13 protein-coding genes are annotated in these 20,752 nt (G+C 34.3%); 5 read left to right on the top strand and 8 right to left on the bottom strand.

All coding sequences use genetic code 11. The features are described 5' to 3' along the window. The first annotated feature begins 632 nt into the window (after positions 1 to 632). Positions 633 to 2,309: a hypothetical protein gene (locus VFM92_RS14040; protein WP_325122860.1), complete on the top strand. Its 1,677-nt coding sequence runs from the start codon at positions 633 to 635 to the stop codon at positions 2,307 to 2,309. A 139-nt stretch (positions 2,310 to 2,448) separates the two neighbouring features. Beyond that, positions 2,449 to 3,315: a DUF4382 domain-containing protein gene (locus VFM92_RS14045; protein WP_325122861.1), complete on the top strand. Its 867-nt coding sequence runs from the start codon at positions 2,449 to 2,451 to the stop codon at positions 3,313 to 3,315. 183 nt (positions 3,316 to 3,498) lie between these two features. Here VFM92_RS14045 and VFM92_RS14050 read toward each other — a convergent pair whose 3' ends face one another. The 7 genes from VFM92_RS14050 to VFM92_RS14080 form a co-directional block, all read right to left on the bottom strand. Beyond that, the gene (locus VFM92_RS14050; RefSeq protein ID WP_325122862.1) at positions 3,499 to 3,849 is read right to left on the bottom strand and encodes a DUF4168 domain-containing protein; all 351 of its coding nucleotides are present in this window, start codon (positions 3,847 to 3,849) and stop codon (positions 3,499 to 3,501) included. A gap of 145 nt (positions 3,850 to 3,994) precedes the next feature. Continuing rightward, entirely contained in the window at positions 3,995 to 6,322 is a 2,328-nt protein-coding gene (pbpC, locus tag VFM92_RS14055; protein ID WP_325122863.1) for a penicillin-binding protein 1C, read from the bottom strand. After that, on the bottom strand, positions 6,303 to 11,762 hold the full coding sequence (locus VFM92_RS14060) for an alpha-2-macroglobulin family protein (RefSeq protein ID WP_325122864.1): 5,460 nt from the start codon (positions 11,760 to 11,762) through the stop codon (positions 6,303 to 6,305). Before VFM92_RS14060 ends, pbpC begins: the two co-directional genes overlap by 20 nt. 165 nt (positions 11,763 to 11,927) lie before the next feature. Then, positions 11,928 to 12,509, bottom strand: coding sequence for a TIGR00730 family Rossman fold protein (locus tag VFM92_RS14065; RefSeq protein WP_325122865.1), 582 nt, complete (start codon positions 12,507 to 12,509; stop codon positions 11,928 to 11,930). 38 nt (positions 12,510 to 12,547) lie between these two features. After that, the gene (locus tag VFM92_RS14070) at positions 12,548 to 12,784 is read right to left on the bottom strand and encodes a hypothetical protein (RefSeq protein ID WP_325122866.1); all 237 of its coding nucleotides are present in this window, start codon (positions 12,782 to 12,784) and stop codon (positions 12,548 to 12,550) included. Between the two features lie 42 nt (positions 12,785 to 12,826). After that, positions 12,827 to 13,063: a hypothetical protein gene (locus VFM92_RS14075; protein WP_325122867.1), complete on the bottom strand. Its 237-nt coding sequence runs from the start codon at positions 13,061 to 13,063 to the stop codon at positions 12,827 to 12,829. A gap of 39 nt (positions 13,064 to 13,102) precedes the next feature. Beyond that, positions 13,103 to 14,449 (bottom strand): dihydroorotase, encoded by a 1,347-nt coding sequence (locus VFM92_RS14080; protein WP_325122868.1) that lies wholly within the window; start codon positions 14,447 to 14,449, stop codon positions 13,103 to 13,105. Between the two features lie 34 nt (positions 14,450 to 14,483). Between VFM92_RS14080 and VFM92_RS14085 the strand changes: the two genes are divergently transcribed. Together VFM92_RS14085 and VFM92_RS14090 are read left to right on the top strand one after the other, a co-directional pair. Continuing rightward, entirely contained in the window at positions 14,484 to 15,803 is a 1,320-nt protein-coding gene (locus VFM92_RS14085) for a DEAD/DEAH box helicase (protein ID WP_325122869.1), read from the top strand. A gap of 229 nt (positions 15,804 to 16,032) precedes the next feature. Next, entirely contained in the window at positions 16,033 to 16,212 is a 180-nt protein-coding gene (locus VFM92_RS14090; protein ID WP_325122870.1) for a hypothetical protein, read from the top strand. Positions 16,213 to 16,267: 55 nt separating this feature from the next. On the opposite strand, the gene VFM92_RS14095 is transcribed toward VFM92_RS14090, so the two are convergent. After that, entirely contained in the window at positions 16,268 to 18,643 is a 2,376-nt protein-coding gene (locus VFM92_RS14095; protein WP_325122871.1) for a S9 family peptidase, read from the bottom strand. Positions 18,644 to 18,908: 265 nt separating this feature from the next. Between VFM92_RS14095 and VFM92_RS14100 the strand changes: the two genes are divergently transcribed. Continuing rightward, positions 18,909 to 20,627, top strand: coding sequence for a PQQ-binding-like beta-propeller repeat protein (locus VFM92_RS14100; protein WP_325122872.1), 1,719 nt, complete (start codon positions 18,909 to 18,911; stop codon positions 20,625 to 20,627). Positions 20,628 to 20,752: the final 125 nt, after the last annotated feature.

Raw genomic sequence — 20,752 nt, forward strand, 5'->3', positions numbered from 1 at the left:
CTCACAGAATTGATCTAAAAGGAGAGTCACTAAGAAAAGGAATTTTGAAGAATGAATAATTAATTTTTACTACTTTGCATCATCTTTTACAGTGGCACCATTTGACCGAAATCACTGGCATGGTCTGACCGAAATAGCCACCGAAAAAGGATGGGACTTTTAAATTAGAATTACCGGAAGAAAAAGGTAAAATTTTAGTACATAATCCAAGATACAAAAAATTCGATTTTGAGTATAAGGTAAAGTTAATCCCAAAAGTAGATTTTACCTACTAAGAATATCTGAAAGGAATTCTTTTGACGATTGGAAAGACTATCTATCTTTTTATAGTTACTAAATCTTAAATATCAATTACATCTAAAATAATAATCAGTACTAATAATTAAATACTTATATTCTAAGTTTTTATTAATATTTTATATAGATCGATTATTGAATTAATAATACACTCATGAAATTAGAAAAAGTATTAGACCAATTAAATTCATTCGAAAAAAAATTCCTTTCTTAAGATCATAGATGCAATCATATCAGAAAACCCTGTAAATAGAAAAGATATTGATAAAATACTTAGTGAGAGCGATAGAGAATTAAAGAATATCGACAACATAAACATCGCAAAAGTTTTTAAGTTGATAGAAATTGAATTTGAAAAATATGTTGAATTTGAGTTTAAAGACACTACTTCTCAGTTAGATGTACTTATAGATATTATCATAAGAGATGGTAATTGCATTATGAAAAGTGATTGGCTTGCTCGCCTTTATGAAATTGAAATAAAATCACTCAAAACTAAAATCAAAGACTTAAAATCATCTATAGATAAAGAAAATAACTCAATAGATGACTTTAGAGAAAGAGATTACCAAATCTACAAAGCTTGTTTAGAAACTGCCTATAATAATGATAAGGAGAATAATCTTGACAAAAAAGTAACGCAGGATGAATTATCAATTTTGCTCACACTAGCTAGCAAATTAGAATTGTCTCAGGAGGAAGTTCGTTTGATAAACTATATGGTATTACCAATCGAAAAACAAAACATTGAAAATATCATCAATGAATTAAAAAATATTGGTGTTATTTTCTTTTCTAAAAAGTCTAATACGGTATATGTAGCTGACGAAATTATAAGAAACTTAAGAAAAGTAAGAAAAAAGGATGTAGCTGACAAATATTTTAGAAGGGTATTAAAATCATTAAAAGACCCTCAAATTAATTTGGCTTGCAGAAAACACAATATAGAATGGCAAAATATTAGTTTGGACCAGAAAATAAAAAAAATAATAAAAGAAGGAATACCCTTTTCGGCACTTTTGACAACGGATATTTATAAGGATGGCACAAAACTTTCGGAAAAAAAGGTCTTCTTAAATGATTTATTCGAAAATGGTTTAAACACCAGTAAGAGTTTAAAGGGCAGTACTATTGAAGAAAAAGTTCAAAATATTATTGAATATTTTGACGAAATTGAAAGAGATGAAAGAGTAGGAATTTCATTAGAAGGTTATGATCAATTATTAAATGATTTAAATTCCAACTTACCTAAATCAAATGACTTACTAAAAAATGAATTTGAATTACAAGATAATTATGTTTTAAATAGCGAATATCTTTTAGATTTCAATATTAAACCTCGGGACGTTTTGGAAGTAATTGATACAGATGAATTAAAGAAATTCTGTGATAAATTAGACATTAAAACAAGAGGAAATACTATTTTAAATATTCTTGAATCCTATAAAGATGCAGAGAATTTATCACTAGAAAATTATGAGCACTTTGCTTACAGAGATATTAATAAAATAAAAGAAAATGGAATAAATGTTAAAGAAGCCGATATCGGACTTCAATTTGAGGATTTGACGAAGAAGATTTTCGAGGAATTAAAATTTAATGTAGACGAAAAACTTAAAAAAGAACTGAATACCAATAAGGATAAAATTGATATCTTATTAAATCTTGGAAACAAACAATTAATTTTAGTCGAATGTAAGACATCAAAAGATAAGGGTTTTAATAAATTTAGTACTGTTTCTAGACAACTTAAATCATATGTCAAACTGGCTGAAAAAAATGATTATACCATTATAAAATCTTTACTGATTGCTCCAGAATTTAGCGATGACTTTGTTTCTGAGTGTAACTTAGAATATGAATTAAATTTATCTTTAATAAAGGCTAAAAGTTTATTTAATATTTTAGACGCTTTTAAAGATTCGAAAAAGCACAAAGAATTCCCACACAATTTATTAATGAAAGACGTAGTAATTCAAGAAGAGAGAATTGTTAAAGCCTTAGCAAAGTAAACAAAATAAGAAAAATATATTTTGTATTATTTTTCCACAAATCTTACACTTGTGTCGATAAACATCAAATTATATTCGATAAGCGAAATATTTTATTCAACTTTCGTTTATAAATTTGAAATCAAAACAGGCAAGAATTATGAAACATTTGTGGAAAATCTTTGGATTAGCGGCATTAGTATTTTTTTACGGCTGTGATAGTATTGAAAGTGGAAATGGTCGTGCATCCTTTTATTTAACGGACGGTCCTTTAGAGGGTGAAAACGTTGCTGAGGTTGTAATAAGCATTTCAAAAGTAGAAGTATTTGGACCAGAAGGCTGGACTACCGTAAAGGAATTTGAAAGTCCAGAAGCCATTAATTTATTGGAGCTTCAAGGAGGTGAAACCTTCTTTTTGGATGAAAGAGAATTAGTAAGTGGTTTGTATGACCAAATAAGATTAGGATTAGCTTCTTCCATAAGTTCAGCAGAAGGTGAATTTCCTCATTACATTAAATTTAACGATGATTCAGTTGAAGAAATCACGGTTCCTAGTGGAACTCAATCAGGCTACAAAGTAGTGGGTGATTTTACTATTCCAGATGGAGGTGTAACTTCTATCATCATTGATTTTGATGTTAGAAAATCTGTTGTGAAAGCAGGCGCATCAGGTCGCTATATTCTAAAGCCAACGCTTAGATTGCTAGAAGATGCTAACGTAGGTTCAATTGAAGGGGCTGTTACTGGAAATTTAGATAGAAATTTAGTGATTTACGCTTATGAAAGCGGAGCATATAATGAAGGTGAAATGGAGCCAAATGCAGATGAAGTAGTATTTGCAAATGCGATTACAAATTCAAATATTGATGTTGAAGGAAATTTTAACTTATCATTTTTGCCATCAGGTAATTATGATTTAATAGTAGCTTCATTTGATGCTGATGGTAATTTCTTAGAAGTAGTAACTCAGGAAAATGAGGTAGCTCTAGATCCAGGTCAGAAATTAAAATTAAGTATCACATTGTAATTTTATAGAAATATTAAAAAAAGAGCCATTCATCAGCTAATGAATGGCTTTTTGATTTTAAAATCTAATCGTTTTTCATTCTTTTTTAATGGATTCTACAATAGCATCTACTTTTTCTTTAAAGTCCTCATCCTGCTGATAGGCCATCATTATTTTCGAATATCTTTCCTGACTTATATCATGCTATTCCATCTTTGCAACCATTTTCATCTGAGTTTGCTGATTAGTAGTCATGATTTTTTGGGCAGCGGCATTAAAAGACTTTAATTCTTCAGGACTAGCCTCCTCGTCTGATTTACCTTGCTGAATAGCCACAATATCATTAAACCTATCCACTTTCAGTCCATTATCTTCAATAATTTTAGTTACTTCTTTCTCAGCTTCTTGCTGAACCTTAGTTATATCTAAGTTGGCTCTTACGAATGTCTGATTATCTTCATCACTGTAGTTCGTTGCGACTTTTTGCTGTTGTTGAGCAAATAAAATTACAGCACAAAGTGACATTATAGCGGTTGCAAAAATTCTCTTTTTCATCATTATATGGTTTTGTTAAAAGCTAGTATTACCCTATTCAATCAAAATGCAAAGGTGGGGCATTGTTACCTTAAAACGATAAAATTCGGTATCTTCCTAAAAATTTTAAAATAGAATATCAGTATTCTGATAGCAATTGGTGTAATTACTTATTGAGCACGGCAAATACCCTTTGAGAATCCTCACCTCCTAAATCATCCACGATTTTGAGCTCATTCCATCCGGAATTAAAATGAACAGCCATTTTATGTTGTCTTTCAGTTTCACCTAAAAAAACCTCATTTAAATACCAGTAGACTTTTTTTACAGAAGAGGTATGACCTACTTTGCAAATCACTTCTTGCAACTCACCATTAAAATCAACCGGCAGAAATAATTTAGCATCCATATTTGGATAAATAATTTTACTACTTTCTTCGGCTCTGTACCGGTGACATTCAGGATTATGAGGGGGGATAGATTCTATAAAAGCTCCTTTTCTTCTTAAATAATAGGCTATATCTGGTGGATATTCTAATAATTTAGTGGGAATAGCACCTAATCCATTCCAACAAGCTGAGCAGGTTTGCAAATCGAGCTGACTATTGAGGAATTTGGTTTGATGATACTCGCAACTTTTCATTGATTTCATAGCATAAGGAGCATTCGTCACCTCTGTTTCAGGGCAGTCATCAGAAGCTCTAAAACCAGATATAGTGCAAATTTTCATTTCCCGAAAGTCCATTTCATTGAAGGAAAACCATTCTTTTGAGCGGGTTGGAAGTGCCTCTAGCAAATCAAAAAGAATAGGGCCTGCAGAATGAGCACCGCTTAAGTTTTTATTACTTTCTCCATCGAAATTCCCCACCCAAACCGCAATCGTATAGTCTGGATTTAATCCAACAGCCCATGCATCCTTATGACCATAACTGGTGCCTGTCTTCCAGGCAAAATCTCTCGCATTACTAAACTTCTGCCAGAAAAACTCGCTTCCTGGTCGCTTCAAATCTTTTAAAATTTCTAGGGTAAGATGTGCACTTCCATTACTTATCAACTGCGCGCCTCTGCTTTGTTTGGTATCTGTATTTTTCAAAATAATATTATCCGAAAACTCTCCTTCACTGGCTAGTCCTCGATAGAGTTTCACCATATCCCAAAGACTGACTTCTGCCCCACCCAAAATTAATGGCAAACCATATTCATCCGCAGAACGAAACAGATTTCTAACTCCTGCTTCTTTCAAAAAACTATAAAATTGAAATAATCCGTAAGCATTTAATAATCGAACGGCAGGGATATTCAAGGATTTCACTAAAGCCTCTTTTGCAGTTACCACTCCTAAAAAATCTTCACTTGCATTATTGGGTGAAAAACCATCAAAATAGGTCGGTAAATCTCGAATAAAGGTTTCCGGAAGAATCAAGCCTTCATCCATACTTAAAGCATATAAAAAAGGCTTGAGAATACTGCCACTTGAGCGATGAGCCATCACTCCATCAACTTGACCTTTATGTGATTGGTTATAAAAATCTGGCGATCCCACATAGGCTTTAATTTCACCCGTCTTTGTATCGGCTATTAAAAAGGAAAGACTTCTAATGCCATCTGCCGCAAAAAGTGCTTCATATTTTTGAGCTATGTAATTGGCTTTATCTTGAATACTTTTGTTGATGGTGGTGTGAAATGTTTTTTGAGCTGGATATTCATTCTTTAAAAATGAAGCAGCATGAGGAGCCGAACTTTCAAAAGTGATAAATTTATCTGGCACAGGTTCTAAAACACTCAAATCATAGGTAATAGCATTTATATAATCATTTTTAAAAAGCTTTTCCAATAGTGCATTCTTTTTTCTTCTCAATCCATCATTAGTTTTAGAAGGATAAATTAAGCCTGGTGAATTTGGCAAAACAGCTAAAGTGGCAGCTTCGCTCCAGGTTAAAGAATTTATTTGTTTACCGAAAAATTTATGCGCTGCAGTTTGATAGCCAATTACATTCCCTCCGTAGGGAGCGTGTTGCAAATACATTCGCAAAATTTCTTCCTTAGAAAAATGGAAATCAATTTTGACAGCCTCAAAGGCTTCAAGTACTTTGTAAAAAAGGTTTCTATCATTTTGGTATCTTAATCTTGCCACTTGCATGGGTAAAGTGCTTGCACCACTAACAATTCGACCCGCTTTTAGATTTTGATAAGCCGCTCGAAAAATGGCTCCAATATCAATTCCAAAATGTGAGTGAAAATTTTGGTCTTCATACAAAAGTACGGCTGCCTCTAGTTTCCTTGATATGGCGCTTGTATCAGGAGGAAGAAACCATTGCTCATTCTCATTGAGGAAAACATGTAAAAGACTTCCCTCATCCGATTTTACAACAGTGCTATAATCAACCTGAAAGTAGGGCTTTTCAGGAGGAATAGAAAAATATAGAATAGCAATGGATATGAAGAAAATCAATATCCATTGCCAAACTTTAAATTTAGTCCATGGCTTCGACATATACCTTCCTGCTTGTATTTTTGGCTTTATAATCAGGGTTATACATCGCCTCCACAAGTGTAGCAGGAAGCTGATATTCACCTGCTGAAACTGCATTCAATTTCAATACAAAATCATATTCAGTGTTTCCTTCCAAATCAAAAAACCACATGGCTCTGTCATCTCGAATATCGACATAATCTTCCTTATTGATATTCCATTGATTCATCCATTCAGGTGCGACTGATTCTTTCAGTCTTGTATTGTCAATTTGCCAGCCTGAAGGTAAAATCTGCACCAACGCAATTTCAGAAGCTCTACTCGCTGGAGAAGTATTTTTCACACTAAAGCGCGCATAAAAAGTTTGCCCTTGTTTTGTAGTTTGAGGATTAATTGTTCTACCATTATCATCAAAATACGATACCTCCAACGCAAGATTTTTTTCTTCAGCTGGTGACTCATCTTTTAATGGAACTCCATTCCATGAAAGCGTAGCATAAACTTTATCCATATTGGAATCATCTTTGAGTTTAATGCCAATATTTTGATTGAAATTGTTTTTAATAGGGATCGTAAATCTTCCATTTTCACTAAACTCCACCTTACTACCATCTGCGAACTGAATTTCGCCATTGATAACTTGACCACCACTAAAATCTATATTTGCCTTATCAAAGTATTTTCCAAGTGCCAATAGCATGTATCCTGAGCTTTGAGTACTTAGATATTCCTTTGAAGATAAGGTTTTAGCTACTTTTTTCGCCATTAGCTCTGCTGTTTCCATATCCTCCATCAAAGTGGCACAATACAAAATAATAGCATCATCACGACTTTCTGAACCAAAATTATAGGAGAAAGGCTTATATTCTTCAGTTTCTGTTCCTGCAGCTGAAATTATCTTTTCCTTAATATTTTCCACACCCAAAAGATGATATGCGGCTGCCAACATCCATCTTTCCGCATTATTCATTTTAGAAAGTTCATTTTCCATCAGTAAATTCATTTCGGAAATGGGTCTTTTCTTCGCAAGGCTTAAAATAAAGACTCGATTCACTCTTGTGCTTAATTCACCTCTTCTACGATTCGATTGCTGATTTAGCCCGTTGATTGCGCTTTCATATAGATAATCTGGAACGGAGTACCCTAAATTTTTAGCTTCAACCAAATAATGACTTGCATAATTAGTACCCCATTCAGATGCCTTACTGTTTCCTGGCCAGTAAGAAAAGCTCCCATCACTTAGCAAAAATTGCTGCAAGCGGTTAATCCCCTCGTTTATATTGTTATCAATTTCGCTATTTTCACTGTCAGGGAAATAACCCATTTTCTTTAAATATAATTGAGGAAAAACAGATGAAACGGTTTGCTCAATGCATCCATAAGGATAACGAATCAACCATTTTAAACGATGGTCAAAATCCATATTAGGGAAAATGTTAATATCCAAAGTGGCATAATTAGTACCTTCTAAGCCCGCTGATGGAACCGTCATGTTTATTGAATTCCCAAGTGCGATGGTTTCGGTTGTTTTGTCATAAACCCTACTTGCAGCAGGAGTGATGGCAATATCCGTTTCATTTTCAACTTTTATACTACCAGAAGTGCCTAATAAGGTAATTTTAGCTTTGCCAACTGCTTCCTTTACTTTGACTGTAAATTTAATATGTGATTCATCCTGATTGCTAAAATCAACCGTTTTACTAGCATCACCAATTACCTCCAAAGGTCCATCTATTTTCAAATCGAATTTTGCAGTTTTTACATTTGGGTTTACTTTAAATAAGGCAACTGGAAGTGTAAACTGGTCCCCTGGTTTTAAAATCCTAGGAATAGTCGGCTGCATAATAATATCTGACTTAACAGGAACTGTTTTTTCTGCATTCCCATAACTACCATTTTGCGTGCCAACTACCATTACTCTTACGGCACCATTATAATTTGGCATATGGAATTTAACTTTAGCCTTTCCTTCAGCATCTGTCATGAAAGGTCCTTTAAACATGCTGACTGGTTTAAATCGTTTGGTATTATCGTTTAGATCGGTTTGCGATTCTCTGTAATCCATCGCTATTCCTCCGCCAATTGAAAAGGTTTGAAACACATCATTTTTATTGGCGCTAATAACATGTGAAAACACATCATAGGTTTCCACTTGAAGTCCTATTTTTTTATAGAATGATTCCCACGGGTTTGGAGTTCTAAATTGAGTAAGACTCAAAAGACCTTCATCTACAACTGCGATTGTAAATTGTGATTTTTCACGATTTGAAGTATTTATTTCGATTTCAAAATCTTCATTAGGAGTTAAATCTTGAGCCATTTTAATATTGTACTCAAGTTTTGTTTCTGGATCTTCAATCATCAGCGGAATAATACCGAACATTCTAATCGGTCTATCATTTAGGGTCTGATCATGTGGTTGAATGACAGATACAGTCGCATAAATATTAGGCACCATATCTTTTTTAATCGCAACTTCCACTACCAGTTCATCTGATGATTGTTTAGAAGGATCTATCCAAAACCAATCTAACATATCACGTCCTTGTTCTAAAGTGACCAATACTCTTCCCGCCTTTGGATTTGGTAATTTAATTTTAGCGACTTCAAATGGAGCGTATTTCTCTTTATCAGATTTCAAGGCCAAGTTACCTTCGTTGAGATCTCCTCCTGGTACGCTACCATATCGATAGGCACTAAAAAACAAAGAACTAACATGGCCATTTCCACCATCGCTTACTTCTATCAAATATTCTCCCTGCTCCTGCGGCTGAAAACTGATGTAATCAATTTTATCTGTTGTAGTAATTTTCCCCTCAGTCTCCAAATACGTTTGGCTATCTTCTTTATATTTAAGCTGATAATTTCTTCTGTTATTGTATTGATACCACCATCTGCTATCATTTCTGTAAACCTTATATTGGAGATTTTTGCCACTCATTTTATTACCCTTTTCATCTAAAAGAACGACTGGGAATCTCACCTCTTCTCCAGTTTTGTAATAGTAATAGCCACTAGGGTCTTTCAATCCAACATAATTAGGATAGCGATGAAGCTCTACTACATTATAGTTTTCATTTGGTAATCCGCCAGTTTCAAATACTTTGGCAATGACCTTAGCTTTCAGGGCGGAAGGGATTGTTCCCAGTTCTGGAATTATCCAACTACTACTTAACTTACCATCTTCATCAAGTTTCGACTTTAAAATATTCTGGCTAAGCGGTTGAAAATCACCATCTGCCCTACTAAAGTTGAAATCCTTATATTTTGAAAATTGGATTTCCCATGGAATAATTTCAACACTTACTTCAGTTTTAAGGTTGGCAGCAGGAGTACCAAATAGATAACGTGATTCGATATCGAAATCCAGGGAATTATCAGTCCAACTAAAAACTCTTTTCTCCGGATTTACCATCACTTTTAACTTTTCGGCTACAACAGTTTCGATTTTAAGATTTTCACTGAATGTGGATCCTCCCGCATTAATTCGAATTGAATAGTTCCCAGTAGGCGCTTTATCATCTGTTTTAACAGGAAATACAAACACACCATCTTTAGACTTTGGAATGCTTGCTTCATGTATCGTTTTATATTCTGGATCGCGAACGGTAATTGACGCTACATTATTCTCTGGAAAAGTGTTATTGGAGTTTCGAACGATAGCAGTAACGTGGATTGAATCTCCTGGTCTATAAACACCTCTTTCAGTATAAATAAAGGCTTTTGTTGAGTTTCGATTTGTGTATGTTCCACCAATATCAAATCCGGAGGTGCTCCACTGCATTTCATCTTTTTTGAGTGCAGAAATTTGGTTTCCATTTTCTGCTAATACATAATAAAAGTATCTATCACCAGTAGAAACGTGACCACCTGAGCCTGTAGTCAGTCGGCTTCTTACATCACCATCGTAATCAAGTAATTTTATATCAACTCCTGAAAGTGGTTGAGCTGTTACCAAATCGGTAGCGAAAATATGAGTACCATCATCCGTTTTTTTAATTGTAATACCTAAATCACTTACAAAAATAGGCTTATAGATTTGTCCTTTTTCCTGAATGTAATTCAACTTATTGTTCTCAATTGGAATACTTACATCAGAGGGCGTAAAGTTTATCCGCAACAAAAATATTCCATCCTGATAATTGAAAAATAAATCGGTGAGGTCAAATTCATTCAAAACCCATTCATTTTTTTTATCTTTTAGTTCAATGGTCTGATTTTTAATGATAACCCCTACATTGCTGGAATAATTATTATTAAATGCTTCGTTTCTTGATTTCTCACTCTTGAGCTGCTCAGCCTGAAGAAACTGACCCACTTGATCTGAAAAGACCTTTTTTACCTCCAAGTGAACACGTTTTAGGTTAGTAGTATAAAATTGAATTTTTCTTTCATTAGAGGAAGGCAATAAAATCCCACTGGATCCAAATTCAATTTGAGGTTGAATATTAGATAGACTGATTTCTTCTGATTTTTTCGCTTCGGTTTTTGTTCCCCAGTTACTTCGAATTCCTTTTTCTACGGTAATAGTATAACGCTCTCCAAATTTAAATTCCCCGTCAAGGATTACTGCTTTCCCGAGTTTTTTAGGAGAAAATTCTACACTAGGCGTTACTGTAATTAAACCAGAAACATTTTGGTCTATATCCAACTCATCAGAAAAAGTCAGACGTAGCCGAGGCTTTTTTCCGCTTTCATCAGCAGACAATTTTGTCATTTTCATTTGCGTAATAGGCGCAATTTTGAAAACTTCTGTATAGCCATTTGAAAGATCTAAGTCTTTTTTATCAATTACAAAACTGAACTCTTGTTCTGTGTCATTTCTATCGATAGGACTGGATGTAAATTTGAAATTTTTATTATCTAACTGACTCCAACTTAATGTTATGTCACCACCTTGTACTCTGGTCGCTTTTTCAACCGTTTCGAGTGAAGTTTTTTCGTTGAAGGATAGGCCACCACTGTACAATACTTTTTTAGGATTATTTCTATCAACAAGCTCAATATTTCCTGTGAGGCTACTAATTTCTCTTCCAATTACAGATAGATTAAAATCTATTTGATCTAGCTTTTTTTCTGCAAAAGAAGGTGAAAGCTTTTGTAGGTTGAGTTGACCTTCAATTTTCTCCCTCATTGGTAAATCCTCTTCAGGAATGAATTTTAGGACCGTAGTACTAACCCATTTCGCTTTTCCATCCACTGAAGGAGAAAAACTAAAAACATCAGATGGGCTGCTGTCCACTTCATTTTCTTCAATTACAGGATTATTGAAAATTACCTGAACTTCATCATAAAAATGAACTTCACCATTGGTAACAAAACTTACTTCTTTTGCGATTTCTTCTGAAAAGCTCAATTCAGACTCTTGTGCTGAATCTTCTGCTTTTTTGCTACAAGAAGTAAAAAGGATAATACTTAGAGTGAAGTAAGCGATTTGCTTGATGGGGAGGATTGATTTCATGGTTTTGGTGTTCGTTTAGTTATTGTTCAAAACTAATGAAAATGTTAGAAATAAAGTATAAAGAAATTTATTTATCTTCTAACACTACATTAACAATTAACCACCTCATTAAAAATAAATCAAACTACTAATTTAAAAAGGTATAATTGTAATAATCACCATAATTTAAGTGCTCGATTTATTAATCCACTTTGGCGTTTCAGGTGCTTGATATTGCTCCATTTTAGCTAATAGCTTATGAATATCATGATCACTCAAAAGCATATCCCTATTAATATCTTTCAGGAAATTCTGCTCCGTCATTTGAGAAAGCATATCCAAAAGTGGTTGATAGAAATTTTCCATATTCAATAAACCGACTGGCTTTTTATGTAATCCCAACTGACCCCAGGTCAAAATTTCAAAGAGTTCTTCCATAGTGCCAAACCCACCTGGCAAGGCAATAAATCCATCTGCCAGATCGTGCATTTTAAGTTTCCGTTCATGCATAGATTTGACCACTATCATTTCAGACAGTTCGGTATGGGCTACTTCCTTGGTTTGCAAAAAATCAGGAATAACTCCAATTACTTCACCTTTTTCACTCAAAGCGCCATCTGCCACAGCACCCATTAAACCAATTTTAGCTCCTCCATAAACTACTGCTATATTTTTTTGAGCTAGTATTTTTCCAAGTAGAAAAGCTACTTCACTATATTTTTCGTTTTTTCCTGCGCTTGAGCCGCAGAATACTGTGATTCTCTTCATGAATATTTTGTATTAGAATGATATGGGAAAACGATAAATCAAAGCTTCCTTTTATTAGGGTTTTTATAATTATTGAAGAATGACAAAATAACTACAACATTTTGTTCTTCATTAATTTCATAATAAAGACTATTATTCTTTAGGATTACCGCTCTATGGATATTTTCTTTCTCTGATTTGGGATATATTCTAGGGTTTTCTTCAATCAGATTTATAGTGAGATTAATGGCTTCTTTTAAATTAGCGGTGACTTTTTTAGGCCACTTATTTTTCAAATCTCTTGCAACTCAATTAAGGATTTTTCAGTCCAAAGGACTTTATAGCCATTTTTCATATTGCTTTTTAGCTTCAGATTGAGAAATTAAATTTCCTTTTCCAGCATCTACTTTACCTAATTTGATTGACTCTTTCTCAACTTCAGAAAGATTATCCCAAAAATCTTTCTCACTATATTTTTTGATATCTTCGATTTGCCTTAGGATGACATCATTTTTTTGAGATGATATCCAACTAATCAAGTCCTGCTTTAAATCTTCTATTTTTGCATTTTCCATCTTATCAAGTTATATATAATAAAACTTAATTCAAATCATTTAAATTCCTTCCGACTTAAACAACATCCTCTCTCCTACTCCTAACTCAATTATTTTTCCATTGTCATATACTTTTCTCCCATTCACGAAAGTGCTTTCAATAGAAGATTGGAAAGTATGCCCTTCAAAAGGAGACCAGCCGCATTTGGCTAAAATATTTTCTTTAGTCACTGAATATTTCTTTTCCAGATCAACCAAAACGCAATCTGCATGATAGCCTTCACGGATAAAGCCTCTTTCTTCTATTCTGAATAAAGTCGCAACATTATGAGATGCTTTCTCTGCTATTTTTTCCAAACTGATTTTACCTCGTTTGTAAAAATCCAAAAGGGCTAAAAGACTATGTTGCGCCAATGGGCCACCCGATGGAGCTGAAAAATATTTATTTTGTTTCTCCTCCAAAGTATGAGGTGCGTGGTCGGTAGCAATTACATCAATTTTATCGTCCAGCATGGCTTGGAAAATAGTTTCTCTATCCTGAGCCGTTTTTACTGCAGGATTCCATTTAATCAATGTGCCTTTTTCCTTATAATCAGCATCAGAAAACCATAGATGGTGAATACATGCCTCGGCAGTAATTTTTTTCTTTTCCAATGGAATAGAATTATCAAAAAGTTCGGTTTCTTTTCCCGTGGAAATATGTAGTACATGAAGTCTTGAACCGTGTTTTTTTGCCAACTTTACTGCCAATGAAGAAGATAAATAGCAAGCTTCTTCAGAACGAATAAATGGGTGCATTTCAATTGGAACATCTTCACCATACTCCTGTTTGAATTTTTCTGTATTGGCTCTAATAGTGGCTTCATCCTCACAATGTGTGGCAATTAGCATTGGGACTTTTGAAAAAATATTATTGAGGGTTTCTTCATTATCAACCAACATATTTCCGGTAGAACTACCCATAAAAACTTTTACGCCACAAACTTTCCTTGGGTCTGTTTTTAAAACCTCCTCTATATTGTCATTGCTAGCTCCCATGAAAAAGCTGTAATTAGCAATAGAATTTTTAGCAGCTATCTGATATTTGTCTTCCAGCAAATCCTGAGTCAAAGCATTGGGGACGGTATTGGGCATTTCCATAAAGGAAGTTATTCCTCCTGCCACTGCCGCTCTTGATTCGGTGAAAATATTTGCTTTATGGGTCAAGCCTGGTTCCCGAAAATGTACCTGATCGTCAATCAAGCCAGGAAAAAGATATTTTCCATCGGCATCTATAACCTCATCAGCTTCCTCCGCATTGATGCTGGAAGCAATTTTTTCGAAGCGACCGTTTTTCATCAGCACATCTAACTGCTGAATTCGCCCTTCATTTACTATATTTGCATTGACAATCAGAGTGGTTTTCATATTTCAGTTAATTTTTTCCTAAAGAACAGACTTCATGTCGCAAGTTACCGCATCCTTTCAAGAATTTAAACTCAACAAACAATTATTCAATGCTATTGATGATTTGGGTTATCAAAAACCCTCTGAAATACAAGTTAAAGCCATTCCAAGGATTTTAAATGGGCATGATGTAATCGGGATAGCTCAAACAGGGACGGGAAAAACAGCCGCATTTGTTTTGCCGATGCTAATGAAATTGAAATATGCCCAAGGGCATGACCCGAGAGCTTTGATATTGGCCCCAACCCGAGAGTTGGCTATGCAGGTATTTGAGAATATTTTAGAACTAGGAAAATATACTGATTTACGAACTGTTTGTCTCTATGGAGGGATTGGATCTAAAAAGCAAGAAGCTGAAATAACCGCTGGCTGTGATATTATTGTCGCCACTCCTGGTAGGTTACTGGACATATACAATGCAGGCGTCCTTAAAACAAAGCAAATTAAAACTTTTGTGTTGGATGAAGCTGATCGCATGATGGACATGGGATTTATGCCTCAAATCCGTAAAGTATTGGAGCTTTTGCCCATGAAAAAACAAAACTTATTTTTCTCTGCTACATTTCCTGAAAAGGTTGAAAAATACGCTTATGAATTTACTGATTTCCCTGAGAAAGTGGAAGTAACGCCAGAATTCATGACTGCAGAATTAATCGAACAAAAATTATATCATGTCCCTAATTTTCTCACTAAAATCAATTTGTTGAAATACCTACTTGATAAAGAGGAGTTCAGCAAGGTTTTGGTATTTGTCAGAACCCGTACCAATGCCAATAATGTATTTAATTTTGTGGAACGTAAAATCTCAAAAGATTCGAGAGTAATCCATGCAAACAAAGCACAATCAACCAGGATTAATGCCATCAAAGATTTTAAAGAGGGTAATATAAAAATATTGGTGAGCACAGATGTGAGTGCTAGAGGAATTGATGTTGATGAAATCAGTCATGTCATCAACTTTGAAGTGCCCAATAAATATGAAGAATATGTACACAGAATTGGCAGAACCGGAAGAGCCGAACATCATGGCATTGCCATCAGTTTTGTGGATCCTTCTGATTTGTATCACATCGAGAAAATTGAGGAATTAATCAGCAAAAAAATTACCGTTGAGGAACTACCTACAGAAGTGGAATTGATGGAGACCATGCCCAAGGAAAAGAAAGATATGGCACTGGAAATCGACCGTCAGAAACATTTGGATAACCCTGACTTTCAAGGAGCCTTTCATGAAAAGAAGAAAAAAAATCTTAGTGGAAAAGCAAGGGATAAGGCTTTTGGAAACAAGCCTAAAGATAAAAGGAGAAAAAAATAAGTTAGCCCCCTAACCCCCAATGGGGAAATTTGGAAGTAATCAAATAAGAACTATTTGTCTATTGTTTCTTGTCAATTGTCTATTTATTTGAAATATCTGAAAAAGTAGAATTATAAAAAATGTAAATTTTAAGTTCTTACTTCTGAAATAAGTTCGTTTAATCTCATACTGAAATATTTCGTTTATTTGAAATATGGATGCAGTTGACGAAAAAATATTGAAAAGTTATATGAGTTTATTAAATCATTTAAGTCCTAAAATGAAATTAAACTTAATTGAAAAGCTGAATAATTCCATTAAATCAAAAAAGGAAACCCCTTCGAAATTTAAAGCTTCTTTTGGAGCATGGGATTCGAAAGAGTCAGCTGGTGAGCTTATAGAACTGGTAAGTGGTAGTAGAAAAACTTAAAAAGGGCACTCCAAATGAAATGCCCTTTTACTTATTACCTAAAACTTAATACTAATTACTCTTTCAATGTAGCTTCAAATAGCTCAAAAATCCTTCTATACTCATCTGTCCAACTGCTTGGCTCCACGAAGCCATGACTTTCTACAGGATAAACTGCCAATTCCCAATTTTCTTTCCCTAATTCTATCAATCTTTGAGATAACCTGACCACATCTTGGAAATGCACATTGGTGTCCACCATACCATGACATATCAATAAATTTCCTTCCAAACCTTCCGCAAAATAAATCGGAGAACTTCTTTTATAAGCAATTGGGTCCTCCACAGGGGTATTTAAAATATTGCTGGTATAACCATGATTATAATGTGCCCAATCGGTAACCGAGCGAAGTGCCGCGCCAGATTTGAAAGTTTCTGCCTCATTAAACAAAGCCATTAAGGTGATAAAACCTCCATAAGAACCACCATAAATACCGATATTATCTTCATCTACACCTATTTCATTCACCAGATATTTGGCACCATCAACCTGGTCGCTCAAATCTTTGCCTCCCATATGGCGGTAAATCCCCGTTCTCCAATCTCTACCGTAACCTGCACTTCCTCTATAATCGATATCCAAAACAGTATATCCATTATCAGCTAAGAGATTATGAAACATGTATTCTCTGAAATAAGAACTCCACCATCGGTGAGCATTTTGCAAATAACCAGCACCATGTACAAAAATTACAGCTGGCTTGCCGTTGCTTCCTCCTTCAGGCTGATACAGTCTAGCATGAACTTCAGCTCCATCTTCTGCTTCAAAAGTGATGTATTCAGGACTTCTCCATTCATAGGACTGGAATTCATCTGAAATGGAATTGGTGATTTTTTTGGCTTCAGCATTTGGCTGATTATCCATTATATATAATTCCCAAGGCTGAGTAGCGGTACTTTTTCTTAAAGCGATTTTACTTTCATCTGGAGAAAGGGTGTATTCCATTCCGCCTTTATCAGTAGTTAACTGTTCCATTTCACCTCCGTCTACCGGCATTTTATACAGATTTCGGATTCCTGGACTTTCTGGGTTAGCTAAAAAATAGAAATGGCTTTTGTTATTGGAGATATTCACATCATAAATTTCAAAATCTCCTTTAGTCAGTTGCTTTTTCTTCTTTTTGCTTTTGCTCAAATCCACGGAATAAAGATGGCTGTATCCGCTTTCTTCCGATTGGAAATAAAGTGTTTTATTATCTGCCAAAAATCCTTTGGTAGAACCACCCCAAGCATAGCCAACTCCTGGTCCAGCTATCCAGGCTTCATCCCTTTGCCGGTCAATCAATTGTAATTCTGCACTGTCTGGATTTAATAAAAATAACCAGCGGTCCTTGTTGTCGGTAGCTCTTGCATCGATTACTGTATATTTTCCATCTTCAGAAAACAAAGGCGATTGGAAAATCATTTTCCTGGTTTCAAAGTCTTCTTCTTTCCTTTCAGGATAATCACTCCAAAATTCAGGAATTTGATTGAGCCCTTCTACTTCATCAAAACTCACAATTTTATTTTCTCTGGTTTTCAAATTAAAAACACCCAATTCCATGTAAGCTTGTTCTCCACCTACTTTTGAGCGGGCTCTCAAGTCTTTAGTATAACCACTTTCTGTTACGTAATCTGGCACTATGGTATTATCATTTCCTTTAGGGGAAATATAAAGTCTGTAAATCACATGATTTCCATCAGGAGTGATGCTAGACTCAATTAATCTTTTGCCATCCAGATAAACGGTTGGAATTCCTTTTGATTCAATGCTTTCCCTGTAAGTATCAGTTCTCTCCTCATTCTCCTTTTTATCTTTCAATACAGAAAATAATTCTAATTGCTGGTCAAAAAGCCATTCATCTTCCTCCGATTCTTTAGCTGATTTCTCTTTAGGTTCGGATTGACTACTGAAATCAACAATTTGTCTGGTTTTACCTGTTTCTCTATTCCAAAGGAAGATATTATTCTCTATTACATAGAAAATTTCTTTCTCATTTGATAAGAACCCAGTGTTGGAAATTCTTTGAGCACTTTCAATTAGAATTTCCATTTTCCCTGAATTAATATCTGCCAAATATAAATTACCGTTTCTGACAAATAGTTTTTCGGTTCTATTATCATTGTAAACCCCATTTCTGTCAGGAAAAGTCATTTCCTTAGCGTGACTAATTTCCATGATTTCCTCATTTTCTAAATCATAGGCATAAAGTGAATCATTAGGATTATTATCGGGATTCCAGTTGAAAAATAACTGTTCACTTTTATCTCCCCAATAAAAATTATCAGGTGAGTGACCAATCCAAGCTGGGTCACGCATAATTTTCTGAACATTTAATTCTCCTAACTCCTGGGCTATTGAAATTGAAGTGAAAAGAATTATGAAGTAAAAACTTAAAAATATTTTTCTCATTTGAATGTGATTTTGAAACTTGAATTTAAACTACGCTAATATAAAATGATGTGAAAATGAAATTTGATAAAAGGAGTAAATGCTTGGTTAAAAGTTTAAGAACGGGAGATTTAAAAAACTTGTATGGCTATCCTCTCACCTAATTACATTAACTAGGTGAGACGGTCAGATGTAGCCCAAAATTAAAATTACTATAGTAAATAAAATATTTATTATTATATTTTATCATTTATAAATGATATATTTACTTATATCAAAAATTAAAATGATGAATAAATCTGCACTACTGTTACTACTTATTTTAAAAATAAATTTCTCTTCTGCTCAAGAAGTTGACTTATCACATGTTGTGGAAAATTTAACCATCAGTGAGGATGGTCGATACACCTTGGTAAAAGGCATCAATGATTATACGATACTTAATAATGAGACCAAAGAAAAGGTTTTGGAAACCCAGTTAATCAAACCTGAAAACAGAGTTTTAGAAAATCTAGATAATATAAGTGGTACAGACATGCTATTATTCGGGGCTTTAAACAGGGCTATTTCCTTTGAATATAGTACAGATACAACCATTATTAAAGGCTATGACCTGATCAGTGGTGAGCAAATATACCAGTTGGATACTATTACATTAGGCGTTTCTTATGCCGAAGAATTTGCAAGGGGTGTCATGTTGGTAGCTGGAGCTGAGGACAGAAAAATAAGGACAGGAAATGATGTTGAGCTGCAAAATTTACGCATGCAAGGAAAAAGGGAGGGTACAGTGGTATTGAACAATACAACTTTAAAAACATGCATTCACCCGATAAATGAATTGAATGCAATGCTTATTGTGGCTAAAGAGGGTGTTTTATTTTTTGATGTAGTATCAGGCGCTATAAAATGGAATCAAGTGGATTTCCCTTCAGGAATAGCGGAAGCCATTTACCTTCCTGAACAAAACTCAATAGTTCTCGCTAATGCCTATGCGACAGGGTTCAATAAAACTTTCGCTAAAAAAGTAATTTTCAATATAGATGCCAGCACTGGAGAGCTTCTTTGGGAATCAGAATATAGCGGTAATTACAAGCCAAATCGCAGCTATGTAGTGGGTGACCGATTATTGCTGGATTATTTTGGAATGGAAATCTTTGACTTGCAAACTGGGGAAAACTTGGGAATGAACGTTGACCAGCAGAGAGTAATGAAATTCAGTCAATTATTTAATGGTGCCTCTGCAACTTATGCACCCGGACAAGAAGTAAGTACATCGCCTGTGGTAGCGTATATGCCTCCTATCATTACTGATGGATTTGCTTATTATTCAGTAGGAATGGTGCAGGGTGAACCTTGGACTTATGGAAATGATAAGCATATCCAGAAAATAGATTTATTAACGGGCGATATTGTTTGGACATCTGAAAAAATTGTAGGGATCAATACGGAAATGACTCAGATGGAACTCGTAAATAATCAACTAATTCTAAAATATAAAGGGTTGGGGCTTAAAAGTCAATACGAACTTTTTTGGCTGGATATTGAGAATGGTAAAATCCTGAAAAAAGTAGAAAAAATTAAAACTGACAGAAATCAAGAATTAGTAGATTTTCAATATGAAGGAAATTATCTGATAGATTATGATAAGGAAGGAATGAAGTATTATGATCTTAAAACGGCTGAAGTAATTAAAAGCGAAGAAAAAGATAAATTGCCTGTAAATACTCTTTGGTTGAACAATGATATATTATACTTTTATGAAGATGCTGTTGAAGTTTTAAAAAATCAAAAAGCCACCTCTTTTACAATAGAGAAGCCTGAGTCAGCCTATACTGTTGATGAAAAAATCATAATTGAAGGAGAAAAAGAATTATTAGTTATCAATTCCTCAACTTTAAAAGAGATTTCAAGAAAAAGTATTGAATCAAATTCATTTATAGTTTTAACAGAACAAAACACCGTTATAGAGCAGGGAGAACAATCTGTGACTTTCACTGAATTGTAGGTTGGTAAATTGTAAGTTCGATTGTTATCTCCCAACTTTAAAATATTCTGCTCACCACACTTCCTATCTTTAAGAAATCGGTCTAATGACTATCGGCAGACCGACCAAATAGTCACCAATAAAAA

This window comes from Marivirga sp. (genome assembly GCF_035704835.1).
In the GTDB taxonomy this organism is placed as follows: domain Bacteria; phylum Bacteroidota; class Bacteroidia; order Cytophagales; family Cyclobacteriaceae; genus Marivirga.